The 19,202-nt window shown below is 69.5% G+C and carries 17 protein-coding genes; 15 read left to right on the top strand and 2 right to left on the bottom strand.

Features of this window, described 5'->3' with window-relative positions; translation table 11 throughout:
• Positions 1 to 235 precede the first annotated feature (235 nt).
• Complete coding sequence (locus DM194_RS13730) at positions 236 to 2,527, top strand: helicase-related protein (RefSeq protein ID WP_111068161.1); 2,292 nt, start codon at positions 236 to 238, stop codon at positions 2,525 to 2,527.
• A 9-nt stretch (positions 2,528 to 2,536) separates the two neighbouring features.
• Here DM194_RS13730 and gpmA read toward each other — a convergent pair whose 3' ends face one another.
• Positions 2,537 to 3,298: a 2,3-diphosphoglycerate-dependent phosphoglycerate mutase gene (gene gpmA, locus DM194_RS13725; protein WP_111068160.1), complete on the bottom strand. Its 762-nt coding sequence runs from the start codon at positions 3,296 to 3,298 to the stop codon at positions 2,537 to 2,539.
• 381 nt (positions 3,299 to 3,679) lie between these two features.
• Here gpmA and DM194_RS13720 point away from each other — a divergent pair, with 381 nt between their 5' ends.
• The 4 genes from DM194_RS13720 to DM194_RS13705 all read left to right on the top strand — a co-directional run bounded on the left by DM194_RS13720 (position 3,680) and on the right by DM194_RS13705 (position 8,619).
• Positions 3,680 to 4,081 (top strand): cyclic nucleotide-binding domain-containing protein, encoded by a 402-nt coding sequence (locus DM194_RS13720; RefSeq protein ID WP_111068159.1) that lies wholly within the window; start codon positions 3,680 to 3,682, stop codon positions 4,079 to 4,081.
• Between the two features lie 19 nt (positions 4,082 to 4,100).
• The gene (locus tag DM194_RS13715; RefSeq protein WP_111068158.1) at positions 4,101 to 4,445 is read left to right on the top strand and encodes a hypothetical protein; all 345 of its coding nucleotides are present in this window, start codon (positions 4,101 to 4,103) and stop codon (positions 4,443 to 4,445) included.
• Between the two features lie 570 nt (positions 4,446 to 5,015).
• Positions 5,016 to 7,262, top strand: a complete 2,247-nt coding sequence (locus tag DM194_RS13710; protein WP_246024397.1) for a hybrid sensor histidine kinase/response regulator — start codon at positions 5,016 to 5,018, stop codon at positions 7,260 to 7,262.
• Positions 7,263 to 7,323: 61 nt separating this feature from the next.
• Positions 7,324 to 8,619 (top strand): pentapeptide repeat-containing protein, encoded by a 1,296-nt coding sequence (locus tag DM194_RS13705; RefSeq protein WP_111068156.1) that lies wholly within the window; start codon positions 7,324 to 7,326, stop codon positions 8,617 to 8,619.
• A 17-nt stretch (positions 8,620 to 8,636) separates the two neighbouring features.
• On the opposite strand, the gene DM194_RS13700 is transcribed toward DM194_RS13705, so the two are convergent.
• Entirely contained in the window at positions 8,637 to 8,855 is a 219-nt protein-coding gene (locus DM194_RS13700; RefSeq protein ID WP_111068667.1) for a hypothetical protein, read from the bottom strand.
• A 184-nt stretch (positions 8,856 to 9,039) separates the two neighbouring features.
• Here DM194_RS13700 and DM194_RS13695 point away from each other — a divergent pair, with 184 nt between their 5' ends.
• The 10 genes from DM194_RS13695 to DM194_RS13650 all read left to right on the top strand — a co-directional run bounded on the left by DM194_RS13695 (position 9,040) and on the right by DM194_RS13650 (position 19,120).
• A complete protein-coding gene (locus DM194_RS13695; protein ID WP_111068155.1) occupies positions 9,040 to 10,638 on the top strand; it encodes a glycosyltransferase in 1,599 nt (532 codons plus the stop codon).
• A 109-nt stretch (positions 10,639 to 10,747) separates the two neighbouring features.
• On the top strand, positions 10,748 to 11,803 hold the full coding sequence (gene pseI, locus DM194_RS13690) for a pseudaminic acid synthase (protein WP_111068154.1): 1,056 nt from the start codon (positions 10,748 to 10,750) through the stop codon (positions 11,801 to 11,803).
• Positions 11,796 to 12,542, top strand: a complete 747-nt coding sequence (locus DM194_RS13685) for a cytidylyltransferase domain-containing protein (protein WP_111068153.1) — start codon at positions 11,796 to 11,798, stop codon at positions 12,540 to 12,542. Before pseI ends, DM194_RS13685 begins: the two co-directional genes overlap by 8 nt.
• Positions 12,543 to 12,652: 110 nt before the next feature.
• Positions 12,653 to 12,886 carry a phosphopantetheine-binding protein gene (locus DM194_RS13680; protein ID WP_111068152.1) on the top strand — a complete coding sequence of 78 codons (234 nt, stop codon included), beginning with the start codon at positions 12,653 to 12,655 and terminating at the stop codon, positions 12,884 to 12,886.
• Between the two features lie 3 nt (positions 12,887 to 12,889).
• Positions 12,890 to 13,738 carry an alpha/beta fold hydrolase gene (locus DM194_RS13675; RefSeq protein WP_111068151.1) on the top strand — a complete coding sequence of 283 codons (849 nt, stop codon included), beginning with the start codon at positions 12,890 to 12,892 and terminating at the stop codon, positions 13,736 to 13,738.
• Between the two features lie 6 nt (positions 13,739 to 13,744).
• Positions 13,745 to 14,008, top strand: coding sequence for an acyl carrier protein (locus tag DM194_RS13670; protein WP_111068150.1), 264 nt, complete (start codon positions 13,745 to 13,747; stop codon positions 14,006 to 14,008).
• Positions 14,005 to 15,186, top strand: coding sequence for an AMP-binding protein (locus tag DM194_RS13665; RefSeq protein WP_111068149.1), 1,182 nt, complete (start codon positions 14,005 to 14,007; stop codon positions 15,184 to 15,186). Before DM194_RS13670 ends, DM194_RS13665 begins: the two co-directional genes overlap by 4 nt.
• Positions 15,183 to 15,944 (top strand): SDR family NAD(P)-dependent oxidoreductase, encoded by a 762-nt coding sequence (locus DM194_RS13660; protein WP_111068148.1) that lies wholly within the window; start codon positions 15,183 to 15,185, stop codon positions 15,942 to 15,944. The genes DM194_RS13665 and DM194_RS13660 overlap by 4 nt, the downstream gene beginning before the upstream one ends.
• A 56-nt stretch (positions 15,945 to 16,000) precedes the next feature.
• On the top strand, positions 16,001 to 17,059 hold the full coding sequence (locus tag DM194_RS13655; RefSeq protein WP_111068147.1) for a ketoacyl-ACP synthase III: 1,059 nt from the start codon (positions 16,001 to 16,003) through the stop codon (positions 17,057 to 17,059).
• 201 nt (positions 17,060 to 17,260) lie between these two features.
• Positions 17,261 to 19,120: a flagellin N-terminal helical domain-containing protein gene (locus DM194_RS13650; RefSeq protein ID WP_111068146.1), complete on the top strand. Its 1,860-nt coding sequence runs from the start codon at positions 17,261 to 17,263 to the stop codon at positions 19,118 to 19,120.
• Positions 19,121 to 19,202: the final 82 nt, after the last annotated feature.

Here is a 19,202-nt window from a genome sequence, read left to right as displayed (position 1 = left end):
TCGGCGAAACGGCGACGGATTCGAATTAGCCCGGGCTTGCTCCCTTCGGGGGAAATCGGCTTGCCGAATCGGCCGGTCAGACCCATAAAGAGTGATCCCGGCCATAAAGAGAGACCCTGGCGCTCTATGGCTGTTGTCCGAGGACAGTGGCGTAGACCCTGCCGGACTGGCCGCCGGGCCGATCCGCTCGGCCGAAGCGCTTGCATGACCGGGGCAATTCCAAGAAAAGACGATCATGACCGACGACACTTCCGACAAGGCCCGTTCGGGCCGTACTCCCGGCACTGCCGATGAATTCGACCGCCGCGACGCCCTGCGGGCGGTGGCCGCCGTGGTGCGCGGCGACGGGATCGAGGTGGATGCGGACAGCACCCCGGCGCGCTGGTCGGTCGCGGTCAACCACGTCGTCCAAATTCCCGGCACCGACCGGAAGCTGAAGCTGCGCTTCAAGGTGGCGCTCGGCCCCCTGCCGGACATCGAGGCCGACCTGTGGGGCCTGCTGACCACCGACGAGGGGTTCGGCCGGCCGCAGGCCAAGGCGCTGGGCAAGCGGGTGAAGGGCGCCTGCCTGTCCTCGCCCGCCATCGCCAAGGCGAAGGACCGCGTCGACGGCTGGTTCGCGTCGATGGAACAGCGGGCGTCCGGCTTCGGCGAATCCTGGCGGCCGAAGGGCTTCGCCGACGAGCTGGGCCGCGTCGTCGGCTTCGGCGGCCGGATCCCGCGCCTGCAGACCCTGCTCGACGCGATGGAGGAGGCGTTCTCGACCGCCGCCGCCCGCGCCGGCCTGAAGGTGCGGCGGGAGCGGCTGGAGAATGCGTCCGGCATGGGCGTCTATCTCGACAGCTTCGCCACCGCCCGCGCGATGATCCGCAAGCTGCGGCTGTATGTCGGGCCGACCAATTCGGGCAAGACCCATGCGGCGATGGACCGGCTGGCCGAGGCGGAGAGCGGCTGCTACCTCGCTCCGCTCCGCCTGCTGGCGCTGGAAGGGCAGGAGGCGCTGGAGACGCGCGGCCGGCCCTGCAGCCTCGTGACCGGCGAGGAGCGCGACGTGCGTCCGGGGGCGGCCTTCACCTCCTCCACCATCGAGATGGTGAACACGTCCAAGGTCTGGGGCGCCTGCGTCATCGACGAGATCCAGATGATCGGCGATCCCGACCGCGGCTGGGCCTGGACCCAGGCGGTGGCCGGCGTTGCCGCTCCCGAGATCCTGATGACCGGCTCCGCCGACGCCATCCCCTACGTCAAGCGTCTGGCCGACGCGATGGGCGAGGAGCTGGAGGTCGTCGAGTTCACCCGCAAGTCGCCGCTGCGCGTCCAGGAGGAACGGGTCAAGCTGACGGAGGTGAAGCCGGGCGACGCGCTGATCGCCTTCTCGCGCAAGGACGTCATGGCGCTCCGTCACGACCTGCTGGGCCGCAACCACAATGTCGCGGTGATCTACGGCGCCCTGTCGCCGGAGGTCCGTCGGGCCGAGGCGCGCCGGTTCCGCGAGGGCACGGCCGACGTTCTGGTGGCGACCGACGCCATCGGCATGGGGTTGAACCTGCCGGTCGCCCGCGTCGTGCTGTCCACCACCCGCAAATATGACGGGCGGGAGGAGCGCGAGCTGACCGCGTCGGAGATCCGCCAGATCGGCGGGCGCGCCGGCCGGTTCGGCATGCATGAGGAAGGCCGCGTCGCCGTGCTGGACGGCGAGAACATCAACCCGGTGCGCCGGGCGCTGACCTCGCCGCCGGTGCCGCCGGAAGACCCGCGCTCGTGGATTTCGCCCAACCTCAGCCATGTCGAGGCCATCGCGCGGGAGCTTGACACCGACAGCCTCGCCAAGGTGCTGCGCACGGCGGGGCAGGAACTGCTGCGCGCCAACCAGACCTTCCGCATGACCGACCTGGAGCAGCGTATCCAGGCCGCCGCCGCCGTGGACCGAGCCAGGCTGCCGCTGGCGGTCCGCGACATGCTGGCCCGCTGCCCCATCGACACCCGCGACCAGAACAACCTGCGCCTTCTGGGCGGCTGGGCGACCAACCAAGGCAAGGGAATTCCCAACGCCGCCCCCGACGCGGCCGAGCGGTTCCGCCACAGCGTCGGCACCGACGTGGAGCTGGAGAAGGCCGAGCGCGCGGTGAAGGAGCTGACCGCCTACGCGTGGCTGGCCTACCGCTTCCCCGACGCCTATCCCGAGATGGATTTGTGCCAGGAGCGCCGGGCGCATCTGAACGCCTTCATCGAGCGCACGCTCGCCGAGCGCTCGCTCGCCCGCGCCTGTCCGGTCTGCGGCACAAGGCTGAAGGCCAACCACCGCTTCCGCGTCTGCGACAACTGCTACACCAGCCGCGTCGAGGAACGCCGCGGCGGCCGTCGCGGCGGACCGGAGCGTGGCAACGGTGAGAAGCCCCCCGGCCACCAGCACCATTTCCACCATCCGGTCGGGAAGGACGCCGGCCGCGATGCGGGCCGTGATGCCGGGCGGGGCGCTCCCCGCACCGGCCGCGGCGGCCCGAGGCGGCGCGGCGCAACGCCTTAAATCGTCGGCTCAAGCCACCGCGCTGCTGTCCCTGCCGGCTCCGTCCCGGTTCGGCCAGGTGATCTCCTCCACCGTCCCGTTCTCGCCCAGGAAGTAGCGGCGCAGCGGCGTCAGGTCGGCGCCCAGCTCGTAGACCAGGGGGCGGCTGGTGGGGATCTCGAACAGCGGGATGTCCTGGTCGGCGACATTGTCCAGATGCTTGACCAGCCCGCGCAGGCTGTTGCCGTGCGCCGAAACCAGGACGCGGGCGCCCAGCCGCAACGCGGGGCTGATCGCCTCGGTCCAGAACGGCACCACGCGGGCGGTGGTGTCCTTCAGGCTTTCGCCGCGCGGGAGGTTCGACCGGGCCAGTCCGGCATAGCGGCGGTCGGTGACGGCGGAGCGCGGATCGTCCGGCTCGATCGGCGGCGGCGGGACGTCCCAGCTGCGCCGCCACAGGAACACCTGCTCCGCCCCGTGGCGTTCCGCCGTCTCCGTCTTGTTCAATCCCTGCAACGCGCCGTAATGCCGTTCGTTCAGGCGCCAGTGCTTGTGCACGGGCAGCCACAGCAGATCCATGTCGCGCAGGACGAGGTGCAGCGTCTCGATGGCGCGGCTCAGCACCGAGGAGAAGGCGATGTCGGCCTCGATGCCGGCGGCCTTCAGCAGCTCGGCCGCCTGATGGGTCTCGGCGATGCCGCGGTCGGTCAGCCCGACGTCGGTCCATCCGGTGAAGCGGTCTTCCGCATTCCAGACGCTCTGGCCATGGCGCAGCAGGATCAGTCGGTGCATGGCGGGTCTCCCTTGCTTCGGCATATGCTTCGGCAGACGGGTTCGGCAGGCATGTGGGGGGCGTGCCGCGGCCGGACGCATCCGGTTTGAAAACAGCCCCGCAATCTGACGGTTCCCCTCCGGTTCCCGCGGCGGAACGCCGCAGCGGCGTGGCCGCAGGATTTGGCGGCAGGGGTTTGGCCCCAGGGATTTGGCCCCAGGGATTTAGGTACGGAGATCCGGAACGCGGTCCGTTTCAGTCCGATTTCATGATTGCTCCCGGAGACACCAATTATGTCAGCCGCGAAATCATGGCGACATATGCAGACAACAATCGTGCGGTAGCGTCCGTGCTGTCGAAATTGCCGGCCCGGCCGGCCCCCTGCGGAAGGAAAAGGGACGATGGCGGAACCGGATGCCGGAACGCAGCACTCCTCGCGCCGTGCAGAGGGCCTGCGGGCCACACCCACGCTTTCCGATTATCGCACCGGCAACCTGACAACCTTGCGTACCGAGGCCACGATGCTGCATCATCATGACGTCATCTCCAGAGCTGTGTCGACCGACCGAGAGATCACTCTGGAGGCGCTTCGTGTGTTCACTTATCTGAGCCGGAGGCTCCACTTCGATCGCTCCGTTCCGGTGCTGCAGTCCGAACTGGCTGATGCGCTGGGCATGCAGCGGCCCAATGTGAACCGGGCCATCAAGCTGCTGGAAACCAAGCAGATCCTTCTGCGGGAATCCAAATTGGGGCGCGCGATCACGTTCCGGCTCAATCCGGGACTGGAGGGCGGCCGGGCCTGAGTGTTTGGTCAGGGATGGAATGATCGTCGAGACTCGTGAACTGTTCTTCACAAATTCCGCCCTGAAGAAAGCCATCGCCTGGTATCAGAAGGCTCCCAACCAGACGGACCTGCCGCTGGGCGTCGTCACCTCGGTGGTGCCCAAGCCCGACGGCGGACTGTCGGTGCAAATCCAGCAGAGCGGCGCCTCCAGGTCGCGGGAGGTCGTCTTCACGCCCAGCAAGACGCTGGCGCTGCTTCTGCTGTTCTGCCGCCGCCAGAAGGTTCCCATTCCCCGCGATGCCGGGAAGGAGCTTGAAACGGCCGATGACGGACTGATCCTGATCGTGCGCGGCGAAACCGCAACCAGCGCGCCGCCGCCCTGATCCGCAGCCGTCCCGAATTCGTACCGAACCGTGATCGTTCCGGTTCGCGTCCTCCCCGCCGCACATCGCCCGCTCCTGTGGGAAGCCGCCGCGCATCCAGCGCGTGCGGCCTTTTTTGTGCCATCCCCTGACGAACCTTCCGGGCCTTCCGCAAAGACAAGGCCGGACCGACCGCACATTCACCCAATGGATGTGCGGGTTATGAGGATGGTCATAGTCGCCAAGGCGGATCGCGCTGCATTTCCTCCTGTGATATTGTTCCCTCGTCCGGTTGAGCTAAGCTATTGTTCCGAAAGAACTCATCCATTGGGTGATGCTCCACCGGTTTGATGGCCGAGCATTTGGGAAATCGTAAGCCTCACCTTGTCGGGATTGGCTTTCTTCAGCTGGACGTTTGATTGCCCGTTCCAGTCGGATGGCAGCCTGCCTACACCATTGTCGAGGACCGTTCTCTGATGATCCCTATGCATCCGAAGCCGCTGCCGTCGGTGGGGCGCCGGCAGGTTCCGCCGGTCCTGCCGGCGCCGGCCTGACCCGGCCGGGTCATCGCATAAAATGTCCGAGTTCCGCATGCCATCTCCCGAGGGAGCCGCCGACAGCCGGTCGCCCACTTCCAAGCTTCTGCGCGGGATAGCCTCTTCGCCCCGTGCGCTGCTGACCGTCCTGTGCACGACGCTGGCGCTTCTCGGGACCGCTTCCTGGGCGGCCGTGACGGTGCTCGATTACCGGGATACGCTGGAACGCGCCGAAGAGCATGCGCGGCGGACCGCGGTCCTGTTCGACAGCCATGCGCGCGGCGTGCTGGAATCGAGCGTCAATCTGCTGGAGCGCGTCGCCGGCCGCATGGATGGTCGCGGCATCGGGGCCTGGGCCGAGCGCAGCCTTACCGAAGCGATGGCGGTGGAACGTTTCGGCCGCATGACCCTGATCGCCGCCGACGGATCGGTGCGGTTCGGCCCCTCCGTCGCCTTTGCCGAGCCCGAGACAGCCGACGGCCTGTCCCTGCTGCTCCGTCCCCTGCCGCCGGATGACGAACATGCGATCCAGGCGGCTGCCGGTCACATGGCCGGCCAGCCCTCCATTCTCCTTGTCCGCCGCATCCACGGCGTGACGGGCGCTCTCGAGGGCGCGCTGCTGGTCGCGGTGCCGGTATCGGCCCTGACGTCCCTGTTGAACGCCTTCGCCGACGATCCTCAGCGCCATGTCGGGTTGTACCGGCCGGATGGTGTGCGGCTCGCCGGGGATGCCGCCGGATCGCTCGGCATATTACCCCGGCTGGAGCCGGGTGCGGAGCAGGTGGAGGCGGAGTGGACGGTCGGTGGAGAGCGGTCGATCCTCGGTTTGAAGCGGATGACGCGCCTGCCGGTCCTGTCGGCGGTGGCGATATCGCAGTCTGCCGTGCTGGCGCCGTGGTATACCCGGATGGAGCGCGGTCTGGTCGTGGTCGCCGCCGGTATCGCGGCGCTCGCCGCGCTGTCCCTGTTGGGAATGGCCAGTCTGCGGCGCGAGGCCGCCGCCCGCGACGCGCTGACGAACGCCAACGCCCAGCTTGAACTGGCGAATGCCCAGCTCGAACAGCGCGTGGAGGAGCGCACGGCCGCCCTCAGCTCCGCCAATCTGAAGTTGAGCCGGGCGCTGGAGGAGAAGGAGCGGGCGAACCAGGCCAAGGGCCGCTTCCTGTCCGCTGCCAACCATGATTTGCGCCAGCCTTTCCAGGCATTGCGGCTGTTTCATCACATTCTGATGGAACGCCTGGCCGACCCCCGCGACCGCGGAATCGCCGAGAAGATGGGCGAGGCGCTGGATGCCGGCGAGAAGCTGCTGCATGCCCTGCTGGAGGTGGCGACGCTGGATGCCGGCGTGGTGCGGCCGCAGCTGGCCGACGTGCCGGTGTCCGCCGTGCTCGAGGATCTGGTGAACGAGTTCCGCGGGATGGCGGAGGAAAAGGGGCTGGAACTGCGCGCGATGCCGGCCCGGATGGTGATCCGCACCGACCGGACGCTGCTGACCCGCATGCTGGGCGATCTGGTGCGCAACGCCATCCGCTTCACCGAGGCCGGACGCGTCACCATCGGTTGCCGGCACCGGGGGCGCTGGCTGCGCATCGAGGTGTGGGACACCGGTGCCGGCATTCCGCCCGAACAGCTGGACAACATCTTCGAGGACTTCGTGCAGCTCGGCAATCCCGAGCGCGACCGCCGGCAGGGGCTGGGGCTCGGCCTCGCCAAGGTGCGGCGCAAGGCGGCGCTGCTGGGTCATGCGCTGGAGGTGCGGTCGCTTCCCGGGCGCGGTTCGGTCTTCGCCGTCAATGTGCCGGTGGTGGGAACCGAGCGGCTGCAGGCGCCGGTGACGGTGCAGGACGCCGCCCCGGCCGAAACCGGCGACCGGCTGATCCTGGTGGTGGAGGACGACCCGGTCCAGCGCGACGCCGTGCGCCTGCTGCTGGAAAGCTGGGGGCACCGCGTGATCGACGCGGTCGACGGCGAGTCGGCGCTCGCCCTGTTCGCGGGAAGCGCCGGGCAGGCGCCCGATCCGGACATGGTCGTCAGCGACTTCCGCCTTCCCGGCCGTTATACCGGCGTCCAGACGGTGACGAAGATCGGCGAGCGGCTGGGCCGTGCCGTGCCGGGCCTCATCCTGACCGGCGATACCGCGCCGGAGCGCATCCGCGACGCGGTGGCGACCGGCTGCCGCCTGCTGCACAAGCCGGTGACGCCGGACGATCTGCGGGACGCCATCGCCGCCATCCTGTCGGAACGGCCGGCCGGCCGGCCGGCGGACGGCGAACAGAGGCTGGAAGACCAATCGGTGGCCTGAATTAACCCTTTCTGAAGCCGGACGCTGCCAAACTGGCGCCTGAAAGGGAGTTCACAGCGCCATGGTGCAGAATCGCACGCTCAAGCGTCTCGACCAGACGCAGCTCGATCAGGCGGTGCGGCGGCACGAGATGTTCCGCAATGCCCGGATGGGCGGCGCGCGCGCCAACCTGTCCTTCTGCGATCTGTCCGGGCTCGATCTGTCGGGCCGGGATCTGGCCCATGCGGATTTCGTCGGGGCCGGGCTGCGCGGCGCCAATCTGGCGGGGGCGCGGCTGGACTGCGCCTCCTTCTTCGTCGCCGATCTGCGGCAGGCGAATTTCGACGGCGCCAGCCTCATCAAGGCCGACCTGCGCGGCGCCTGTCTGCGCGGCGCCATCCTGGTCGGCGCCAACCTGTTCGAAGCGGATCTGCGCGACGGCTCCCTGGCCGAGAAGGACCGCTCCGGCCATCTGCACATGGTGCAGATCGACGCCAGCCCGGCGGAGGCCGACGGCGCGGATCTGTCCGGGGCCAACCTGACCAACGCCCGGATGTCGGGCGTCATGGCCATCCACACCGACTTTTCCGATGCGGTGATGCGCGGCTGCAAGCTGGTGCGGGCCACCATGCGCGGCGCCAACTTCACCGGTTCCAACATGGAGGGCGCCGACCTGTCCGGCGCCGATCTGCGCGGCGCCTGCCTGCGCGGGGCCGTGCTGACCGGCGCCACCATGGTGATGACCGACCTGACCGACGCCGACGTGGAAGAGGCGCTGACCGACAAGCCGGTCGGCCGCGTGGTGGCGGAGTTGGGGCGGTCGCTGGAGGATCTGCTGGCCGACCATATGGCCTGGGTGGGATCGAGCGGGGCGCAGGGCGCGATGCTCGACCTGTCGGGATTCGACCTGCGTCATGCGCCGTCGCTAGCCCACATGTGCCTGACCATGCTGCGGGCGCAGGGTGCGACGCTCTACGGCCTGGACCTGTCGGGCGTTCAGTTGCAGGCGGCGGTGCTGGACAAGTCGGACCTGCGCGGCGCCAGCCTCGCCGACGGCGACCTGCGCGGCATCAGCCTGCGCCACGCCAAGCTGAACAACGCCAACCTGCGCAACGTCAACCTGCGGCCTCTGGTGTTCGACGAGCAGCGCTCCCGCCCGGCCGACCTGTCGGGGGCCAAGCTGCGCTACGCCGACCTCAGCGGCGCCTGCCTGCGTTCGGTCAATCTGGGCAACGCCGACCTTTCCTTCGCCAACCTGCGCGGCTGCGACCTCGCCCGCACCGACTTGACCGGCGCCAAGCTGTTCGGCGCCAAGCTGGAGCGCCGCGCACTGGCCGAGGGGGCGATCCTGGATGGGGTCGCCGGTCTGAAGCTGTAGGCGGGCGGCACGCCGTGTCAGTCCGCCGCGCGCGGCACCTTTCGGGCCAGCCGGCGCAGATCCAGCGCGGCGCGGTCGGCGACGCGTTGCGCCTCCACCAGGATGCCGGTGAGATCGCCGACTTCCGGCGCGATCTCGCCCGCGGCATCGGACATCGTGTCCAACTCCGCCGCGGCCTTCTCGATCAGTCCGGTCACCACGCCGGCCGGACCGGCGGCGCTGTCGAAACCAGCCATGGAAAAATCCATCATAAAATTATGGTCTTTGTCGAGTGTGTCGCATTCCCGCTTGCGGCGCAACGACTTCTGCTGCGCCGCGGCATGAGGGATGGAGCCTTTCCTTCCGGCAAAGCCCGCTTGCGCGGCCGGTTGCGGCGGCGGTACACACGGGAAGGCTGTCCGCAGTTGAAAGGTCCTTACGATGCCGGAAACTGGTCCGTCCGACCGCCTGTCCGCGGCGGCCGACGCGCTGATGGTCTTCCTGACCGACCGGCAGTTCGATGCGGACAGGATCAACCGCTTCACCGCGCTCTGCGAAGAGCTGCGCCGCGACCTCGACCTGGACAGCCGGCTGGCGCTGGCTGACAGGCTGGAGCGCGAGGCGCCGTCGAACGACACGATCCGTCTGCGCTCGGTCCTGTTCCTGCTGACCGGCGACCTTTACCACTACGAGCGGATCCTGCATTACCTGATACTGGGGGGCGACAGCGCCGATCCGGTGGTGCTGCATTCCGTCCACTGGTGCATGATGCGGCAGCTGTTCCTGGGGATGGCCCACGGGGAAAAGCAGGCGAGCTTCGTGGCTTGCGATCTGTTTCGCTATTACACCGCGATGGTCAGGCAGCTGGCGCGGCGTTGGGAACTGACACCGGCCGCGGCGCCCCTGCGCGACGGACCGATCCGCCGGGTGGCGGTCGTGACCAACCAGTTCACCAACCAGGGCCACCAGCCGACCCGCGACTGCTTCGACTTCGCCGCCCGCATGCAGGACGAGTTCGGGCTGGACGTCGCCATCATCAACGTCAACGGTCTGCCGAACCGGGTGGAGAGCGTCTTCATCCCGCCAATGGTGGCGGATATGGCGACCAACCTGGAGGGCGTCTTCGCGTTGAGGATGTTCGGCCGGCAGGTCAAGGTCGCCTCGTTCACCGAACCGGCATTCAGCCGGAGCAAGCTGGCTGTGATCGTCGAGACCATCGACGGCTACGATCCCGACCTGATCGTCTCGTTCGGCGGGTCGAACATCGTCGCGGATCTGTTCGCCGATGCGGGCGCCCGGCCGGTGGTGTCGATCCCAACCAGTTCGGGCATCACGCTGTCGCTGGCGCCCATCGTGCTGGGATATGAGGAGGAGGACCACACCCGCTCGATCCCCGCGCTGTACCGGGCGCCCTTCGCCCGCCGTTTCCGCCCCTTCACCTTCGGCTTCACGCCGCCGCCGTCCGACGGCGTCCGGGTCGAGACCGGCTTTCCCCACGGCACGGCGCTGTTCGTGGTGGTCGGCAACCGCCTGGCCAATGAGGTGAATGCGGAGATGCTGGCGCTGTTCGACGAAATCCTGGACCGTTGTCCCGGCGCCGCGCTGGTCTTCGCCGGCGAGGTGCGGGATCTGCCGAAGCGTCTCGCTCCGCTGCGCAATGTGGAGCGCATGCGCTGCCTCGGGCATGTTCCCGATATCCGGGCGCTCTACGGCCGCTGCCGCGTTTTCCTCAACCCGCCGCGGCAGGGCGGCGGGGGCAGCGCCGCCTATGCCCTGGCGGAGGGGGTGCCGGTGGTCACCTATGGCTGGGGCGACGGCGCCAGCGTCTCCGGTCCGGACTTCTGCGTGGCGGATGCCGGCGCCTATCTGGAGCGCGCCGTGACCCTCGCCACGGACGCCGCCGCCCATGCCGCCGCCGCCGTCGCCGCCAAGAACCGCTTCACCGTGATCGGCGACCGGCGCCGCTGCGTCGAGCGGCTTCTGGCCTATGGCGAGGAGGCACGGGAGATCCTGCGCGCCGAACGCGCCGGCACGAATTAACCTTCCTTCACGTTTTCGTGGAAGACTGATCCAGCCGCCCCGTTTCCCGTTGGAAAGCCGACCCGTGCCGAACGCCGTTCCCGCTCATCCCACCAAGACTCGTCCTCCCATGTCCATCGCCGGCCGGCCGATCGGGCAGGGGCATCCGCCCTATCTGATCGCGGAGATGTCGGGCAACCACAACGGCGACCTGGGCCGCGCCCTGGCGCTGGTGGATGCGGCGAAGGAGGCGGGGGCCGATGCGGTCAAGCTGCAGACCTACACCGCCGACACCATCACCATCGCCCATGACGGTCCCGGCTTCCGGCTGGAGGGCGGGCTGTGGGGCGGACGCACCCTGCACGACCTCTACCGCGAGGCTCACACCCCGTGGGAGTGGCATGCGCCGCTGTTCGAGCGGGCGCGGGCGCTGGGGCTGACAATCTTCAGCTCCCCCTTCGACGAGACCGCCGTCGAACTGCTGGAGGAGCTGGACGCGCCGGCCTTCAAGATCGCGTCCTTCGAGCTGATCGATCTGCCGCTGATCCGCCGCGCCGCGCGGTCGGGCAGGCCGCTGATCATCTCCACCGGCCTCGCCACGCTGGGCGAGATCGAGGAGGCGGTGGCGGCGGCCGGCGACGTGCCGCTGGCCCTGCTGCATTGCGTCAGCGGCTATCCCACGCCGCCGGAGGAGTGCAATCTCCGGACGATCCCGCATCTGGCGGAGAGTTTCGGCGGCATCGCCGCCGGCCTGTCCGATCACAGCCAGGGCATCGCCGTGCCGGTCGCCGCCGCGGTGATGGGCGCCACGGTGATCGAGAAGCATTTCACCCTGTCGCGCGCCGACGGCGGGGTGGACAGCGCCTTTTCCCTGGAGCCGGCGGAATTCAAGGCGATGGCGGAGGCCGTCCGTACGGCGACCGCCGCCATGGGCCGCGTCGACTACATGGTGAAACCCAGTGAGGCCGGCGGGCGCGATTATCGCCGCTCGCTCTATGTCGTCGCCGACGTCGAGGCGGGGGAGCCGCTGACCGCCGCCAATGTCCGCTCCATCCGCCCTGGCTTCGGCATGGCGCCGAAACACCTGCCCGAGGTGCTGGGCCGCCGCGCCGCCCGCCGCCTGCGCCGGGGGGAGCCGCTGGGCTGGGAGATGCTGGCGCCTCGGGGGAAGGAGCCACATGGATAAGCCGCGCATCGTCGCCATTTCGCAAGCCCGCATGACCTCCACCCGCCTGCCCGGGAAGGTGCTGATGCCGGCCGCCGGCCGGCCGCTGCTGGCCCATCATCTGGACCGTCTGTCCCGCGCGCCCGGCCTGGACGCGGTGGTTCTGGCGACGACGGTGAACGCCGCCGACGACCCGGTGGCGGAATGCGCAGAAAGCCTGGGCGTCGCGGTCTTCCGCGGCGACGAACAGGATGTGCTCGGCCGATTCGCCGGCGCGGCGGCCCTCGCCGGGGCGGATCTGGTGGTGCGGGTCACCGCCGATTGCCCGCTGATCGATCCGGCGCTGGTCGGCCGTCTCATCGCCGCCTTCCGCGACGATCCGTCGCTGGACTATCTGTCGATCGACAGCACCCGGTATCCGCGCGGCCTGGATGCGGAGATCCTGCCGCGCCGCCTGCTGGACGAGGCGGCGGCCAAAGCCGCCGATCCGGCCGAGCGGGAACATGTCACCCCCTACATCTACCGCCGGCCGGAGCGTTTCCGGCTGGGGACCGCGCTGGTGCCGGCCGAGCCGGTGGAGCCGCCCGATCAGCGCTGGTGCGTGGACGAGCCCGCCGACTACGAACTGGTGCGGCGCCTGCTGGAGGCTCTGCTGCCGTCCAATCCCGCCTTCGGCTGGCAGGATTGTTGCAAACTGCTTCGCGACCACCCCGATTGGATGGACATCAACCGTGCGGTCCGGCAAAAGACGCTGCACTGACGAGATACGCCCGTCCGGGGGCCTGTCCATACAACGGGCGCGGCAGAACGGGTGCGATCGACCGGAACCCGCCGAACCGCCTTCACGACGCCTATAAAGGAGACCAGCCCATGGATCGCAAAGACTTCCTGCTCGCTCTTGACGAGATGCTCGAACTGGATCCCGGCACGCTGACCGGCGATGAAGTCCTGGAATCGCTGGAGTCCTGGGATTCGCTGGCCGTCATCAGCTTCATCGCGCTGGTCGACGAGAAGACCGGCGTGGTGGTGGAAGGCGAGAAGCTGGCCAAGGCCAAGACCGTCGCCGATCTGCTGGCCCTGGCGGGTGCCCCGGTCGCGGCCTGAACGGTGCCTCGTCCTGTTTCCAGGCCCGTTTCGGAAGGCAGCCGCCTGCGCGCCGGTGTCGCCACCGTCGCCGGCGGTCCGGCGTCCTACCTGTCGGTCGGCAGCGGCGGTGTGCCCGTCCTGCTTCTGCATGGCTTCGGCGGCGACCGGCTGACCTGGCAGTTCAACCTCTCCGCTTTGTCGTCCCGGCGGCGCGCCGTTGCCGTGGACCTGCCGGGCCATGGCGGTTCCACCCCCGATGTCGGCAGCGGCCGGGTTTCCGACTTCGCCCCTTGGCTGGTCGAATTCCTCGACGCGCTGGAACTGGCGCGGGTGCATGTGATCGGCCATTCGATGGGCGGCTATGTGGGGCGTGAACTGGCCCTGCTGGCGCCCGGTCGGGTCGCGAGCCTGACCCTGCTTTCCAGCGCCGGGCTGGGCACGCCCTTCGACCTCGGCTTTCTCAGGCGGGCCGTGGCGCCGGCCGACGTGGCGGAGGGTCGCGCCTGTGCGGCGCGCCTGTTCGCCGGGCCGTCGCCGCTGATCCCGCGCTTCGGCGAGGTGCTGCATGCGCAGGGCGCCGACCCGGTCCGCCGGGCGGGGCTGGAGCGGATCATCGACGTCTCCTTCGCCGGCCATGCCGACGGCGGCCCGCCGGTGGATTGGCGCGCCTATCCGATGCCGATCCAGGTTCTGTGGGGGGGCGCCGACCGGATCATCCCGCTGCCGCCCGCCGACCGCCTGCCGCCGGGCGCCCCGTTCCGGGTCTTCGGCGGCGCCGGTCACTTGCCGCATATCGAGGCCGCCAGCCCGGCGACCGCCGCCATCCGCGCCTTTCTGGACGGCTGCGACGATGTCTCCAGCCAGAACTGAGCTTCCATGACGAACCCTGCCGCCGCCGGCCCCATCTTCTCCCTGATCGCCGAGGAACTCGGCCGCATCGCCGCCGACAAGGGCGAGGTGCTGCCGCCGCTGACCGCCGATAGCCGCTTCCTCGATGGTGGACTGCCCATCGACTCCCTCGACCTCGCCACGCTGCTGGTGGTGCTGGAGCAGCGGACCGGCCAGGATCCCTTCCGCGAAGGCTTCCTCCAGTTCACCACGGTCGGAGAGCTGGCTGCACTCTACACCGTCCCGGCATGACCGAGCGCCGCCCCGCCTGGATCCATCCCGCCTTCCGCCTGATCGAGGGGGAGGAGCTGTTCGGCTGGCCGGAGCTTGCCGGGTTGGCGGTGCCGGCGGGCGGCGTGATGCGGGCCGACCGGCCGTCGCGCGTGCTGGCGGCGCTGGCCGCCGCCGACGCGGCGGGGCAGGGGCTGCTGCTGGCCCGCGGCGCGGCGGATCCCGGTGGATGGCGGCCGGGGCCGGGTTTTACCGTCACGCTGGAAAGCTCGGGGACCACCGGCACGCCCAAACGGCTCCGTCACGGGTTCGACCGGCTGCGCGGCCGGCTGCGCGGCGTGGCGGAGGAAGGGGCGCGCTGGCTGCTGACCTATGATCCGGGCACCTTCGCCGGCCTGCAGGTGATGCTGACCGCGGCGGCGGCCGGGGCGCTGCTGGTCGCCGTGCCGGGAGCCGCTTCCGGCGGCGGCGTCGCCGCCCTGGCGGAGGCGGCGCGCCGCCATGCCGTCACCCATGTCAGTGCTACGCCGAGCTTCTGGCGCGCCCTCCTGATGACGCCGGGTGCCGCCGATTTGCCGCTTCGGGCGGTGACCTTGGGCGGGGAGGCGGCCGACCAGCCGCTGCTCGACCGGCTGGCGGAGCGGTTTCCCGGCGCGCGTCTGCGCCACATCTACGCCTCGACCGAGGCCGGGGCGCTGTTCGCCGTCGCCGACGGCCGCGCCGGCTTCCCGGCGGCTTGGCTGGACGAGGCGCCGGACGGGCTTGCCCTGCGCATCGCGGACGGCGTGCTGGAGGTGCGCAGCCCGCGCGCCGCACCGGGCGTGGCCGATGCGGAAGGCTGGCTGTCCACCGGCGATCTGGTGGAACGGCGTGGCGACCGCGTGCTGTTCGCCGGCCGGCTGGACGGGCTGGTCAATGTCGGCGGGGTGAAGGTCTCGCCCGAGGCGGTGGAGCGCCGTCTGCTGGCGGTCGGCGGGGTGGCCGACGCCGCCGTGTCGGCGGTGCCGAGCCCGATCACCGGCCATCTCCTGACCGCCACGATCGTGCCCGAACCGGGTGCCGACGCGGCGGCGCTGAGGGCGGCCCTGCGCGCGTCCACCGCAGACCTGCCGCCGGCCGCGCGGCCGCGCGCGCTGACCTTCGCCGACCATATCCCGCTGAGCGCGGCGGGCAAGAAGAGCCGAAAGGGAGCCGCATGACCGCGCCCGCTGCCGTGGAACCGAAGCGTCACGTCATCGTCACCGGGGGCAGCCGCGGCCTCGGCCTTGCGCTGGTCGAGGCGCTGCTGGCCGACGGCTACCGGGTGTCCACCTGCAGCCGTTCGTCCTCCGCGGCGTTGGAGCGGCTGGCCGGACCCGACCTGTTCTGGCAGTCCTGCCGCATCGGCGAGGGCGACGATGTGCGCGCCTTCTTCGACGCCGCCGTCGCCTGGGGCGGCGGCTCGCGGCTGTGGGGGCTGGTCAACAATGCCGGCATCGCGCGCGAAGGTGTGCTGGCGACCTTCCCGGAGGTGGATGCCGAGGCGGTGATCCAGACCAACCTGACCGGAGCGCTGCAGGCCGCCCGCGCCTTCCTGCGCGCCAAGCTGGTGGAGCGCGGCGCCGGTGCGAAGGGGGGGCGCATCGTCAACATCTCCTCCATCATCGGGCAGCGCGGCTATGTCGGGCTGGCGGCCTATTCGGCGTCGAAGGCCGGCCTGGACGGCCTGACGCGGGCGCTGGCGCGCGAGGTCGGCCGGCGGGCGATCACCGTCAATTCGGTGGCGCCGGGCTATCTCGACACCGAAATGTCGGGCACCCTGTCGGACGGGCAGCGCGACCAGATCGTCCGCCGCACGCCGCTGGGCCGGCTCGGCACGGCGGCGGACGTGGTGCCGCTGGTCCGGTTCCTGCTGGGCGACGGCGGCGGGTTCATCACGGGACAGACCCTTACGGTGGACGGCGGCATCACCTGCTGAGGCGGTGCCGGCTCGGGCGGTGGGTGACGGCCGGAAATGACAGGGGAGGGGCGGAGATGGTCGCCAGCCGGATCGACGGGGTTTGCGTGCGCGGCATCGTCGGCTGTGTGCCGGAAGGGCGCGAGACGGTCGACGACCTCGCCCGCCGCTTCGGCGAGGAGGCTGCGCGCCGGATCGCCGCCGCCACCGGCATCGCGGAGCGGCGTATCGCCGCCCCCGGTCAATGCACCAGCGACCTTGCCGAATCCGCGGCGCGCCGCCTGCTCGACGGGCTCGGCTGGGAACCCGGCAGCATCGACCTGCTGGTCCTGGTGACCCAGACCCACGACCACACGCTTCCCGGCACCGCGTCGCTCCTGCACAGGCGGCTGGGGCTGCGCAAGGGTGCCGCCGTGCTGGACCTCACCCATGGCTGCTCCGGCTTCGTCTATGGGCTGTGGACCGCGGCGGGGTTGCTGAAGGCCGCCGGACGGCGGGCGCTTCTGCTGGTGGGCGATACCACCTCCCGCCTGGTCGATCCGGACGACCGGGCGGTGGCCCCGCTGTTCGGCGACGGCGCGGCGGCGACCGCTCTCGAACTGGACGGTGCCGCGGCGCCCATGGCGTTCGATCTCGGCAGCGACGGTGCCGGCGCTCCCTACCTGACGGCGGAGGGCGGGGCGATGCGCCATCCCGACCGGCCGGCGCGCCTGTTCATGGATGGAACCCAGGTTTTCGCCTTCACCTTGCGCGAAGTCCCCGGCAGCCTGCGTGCCGCGCTCGACGCCGCCGGCTGGGCGATGGAAGCGGTCGACCACCTCGTCCTGCATCAGGCCAACGCCCAGATGATCCGCCATCTCGGCCAGAAGCTGGGCGTGGCGGCCGACCGGACCGTGGTGGCGTTGCGGGACGTCGGCAACACCAGTTCCGCCTCCATCCCGCTGGCGATCGCCGGCGCGCTGGCGGCGCCGCTCGCGGCGGGGACATGCCGGCTGCTGCTGTCGGGCTTCGGCGTCGGCTGGTCCTGGGGCAGCGCCGCAGTTGCGGTGGGGCCGCTCGCGATGTGCGAAACGGTTGTCCTGCCCGGCAGGAAATACCCGGCAGATTCTGCCGCCCCGGCAAGCCCTGCCGCCTGACCGGCAGAATCTGCCGAGGGGTCGGCAAATTTTGCCGGGTGCTTTTCTGCCGACCGGCATGGATTTCCAAGGAAACCCGGCAAAATTGAACTGGCCCGCTTCTTGCCTACTCCTTTGATGGGGGAATTAGTCCCCTTCCGGTAACCGGCGCTTCCAAAGAGGGGTGCTACCGGATATCGATCCTCCAAAGGAGTGGCCATCATGGCTGGCAACGTTACCCTCTCCTCTTCGATGCGGACCAACCTGCTGCAGCTGCAGAGCACGCAGGAACAGATCAACAAGAAGCAGAACATCCTGTCGACGGGCAACAAGATCAACACCGCCCTCGACGGTCCGACCGCCTTCTTCTCGGCCAAGGGCCTGAACCAGCGCGCCGGCGACCTGACGTCGCTGAAGGACGCGATGGGCCAGTCGATCAGCACCATCCAGGCCGCCGACAAGGGTCTGACCGCCATCGACTCCATGGTCGACCAGGCCAAGGGCCTGACCACCGCGGCCTACGCCGCGCTGGGTAACGACGCCGCCTCCGTGGCCACCCGCAAGTCGCTGGCCGCCCAGTTCAACACGCTTCGCGGGCAGATCGACAAGCTGGCCGCCGACAGCGGTTACGGCGGCAAGAACCTGATCGCCGGCAACGGCATGAGCATGGACAGCACCAGCGAGTCCCGCGCCGCCGTCAACACCATCACGGGTGTCGACAACGCCCGCGTCACCAACGTCCAACGGGCCGACACCTATTCGATCCGCATCCAGGGCGACGGCTCGATCGAGGGCAAGACCGCCGACATCGGCAAGGCCGAGAACGCCCATGGCCTGACCGGCCTGAAGCTGTCGGGCACGATGTCCAGCACGTCGGGCAGCTTCTCCAACGTCCAGATCGAAGTCCGCGGCGCCAACGGCCGCACCCGCGACTTCATCGTGTCGGACGGCAACGAAAGCCGCACGATCTCCTACTTCGACAACACGCAGACGATGACGACCAATCTGGCGCAGGCCGCCACGGCCGGCAACGCGCAGCAGTCGGGCGTGAACGTCAGCGGCACCATCGAAGAAGGCGACATCTTCAGCATCACCGTCGAAGGCCAGACCTTCAGCTACACCGCCACCTCCGGCGACGTCGCCGTGGGCATGAGCGGAAGCGGCAACGTCGCCGCCCAGCTGGTGGCATCGATCAGCAACGCCATCACCAGCGGCCGCCTGCAGGGCAAGGACGTCGCCACCGCTTCGCTGGGCTCCGGCAACACGATCGTCCTGACCGGTGCGACCACCGCCGGCGTGGTCCGCGACTTCACCGTGACGGCCAGCACGACCAACGCGCTGACCAAGAAGATCTCGGAAAGCTTCGCGTCGGGCACGGTGGTGTCCTTCACCGTCGACCGCAAGCTGCTGGAAGCGGCGAACAACCAGGGCAACGGCATCTCGACCATCGAGAAGAAGGTCGACCTGCAGATCCAGGTGACCAACTCCAACGGCGCCCAGATCACCCGCGACGGCATGAACGAGCAGGGCGACAGCAAGCTGTCCGGCGGCGAGCAGGCGTGGGCCTTCGACAGCGGCACCGTTCGCGTGAACGTCGATGCTGCCACGATCAAGCAGGCGGCGGACGCCAACTGCTCGGCCAACATTGTCACCAAGCAGGTCTCCGACGCCAACTCGTCGAACGACATCACGGTTCAGCTGAACGAGACGAACACCAACTCGATCACCGTGAACGCCGTGAACCTGTCGACCAGCGGCCAGGGCCTGAAGCTCGACGAGGCGCAGAACGACTGGACCGACCGCGCCGACATCGACAAGGCGGTGGCCGGCCTGGACAACGCCAAGGCGACGATCCGTTCCGCGTCGCAGTCGCTGTCGACCAACCTGAACATCATCACGACCCGCGAGAACTTCACCAAGGAGTTCAGCGACGTGCTGTCGGAAGGCGCCAGCAAGCTGACGCTGGCCGACCAGAACGAGGAAGGCGCCAGCCTGCTGATGCTGCAGACCCGTCAGCAGCTCGGCACCATCGCCCTCTCGCTGGCCAACCAGTCGCAGCAGTCGATCCTGCGTCTGTTCTAAGGCGTGGAGTTCGGGTAGGGAGTTCGGGTAGGATCACGCCCGGCGGGCGGCGGCATCAGGCCGCCGCCCGTTTCTTTTTTGG

The organism is Azospirillum ramasamyi, assembly GCF_003233655.1.
GTDB lineage: Bacteria > Pseudomonadota > Alphaproteobacteria > Azospirillales > Azospirillaceae > Azospirillum > Azospirillum ramasamyi.
Note: the sequence above shows the minus strand (reverse complement) of the source record. Positions and strands in the feature narration are given on the sequence as shown.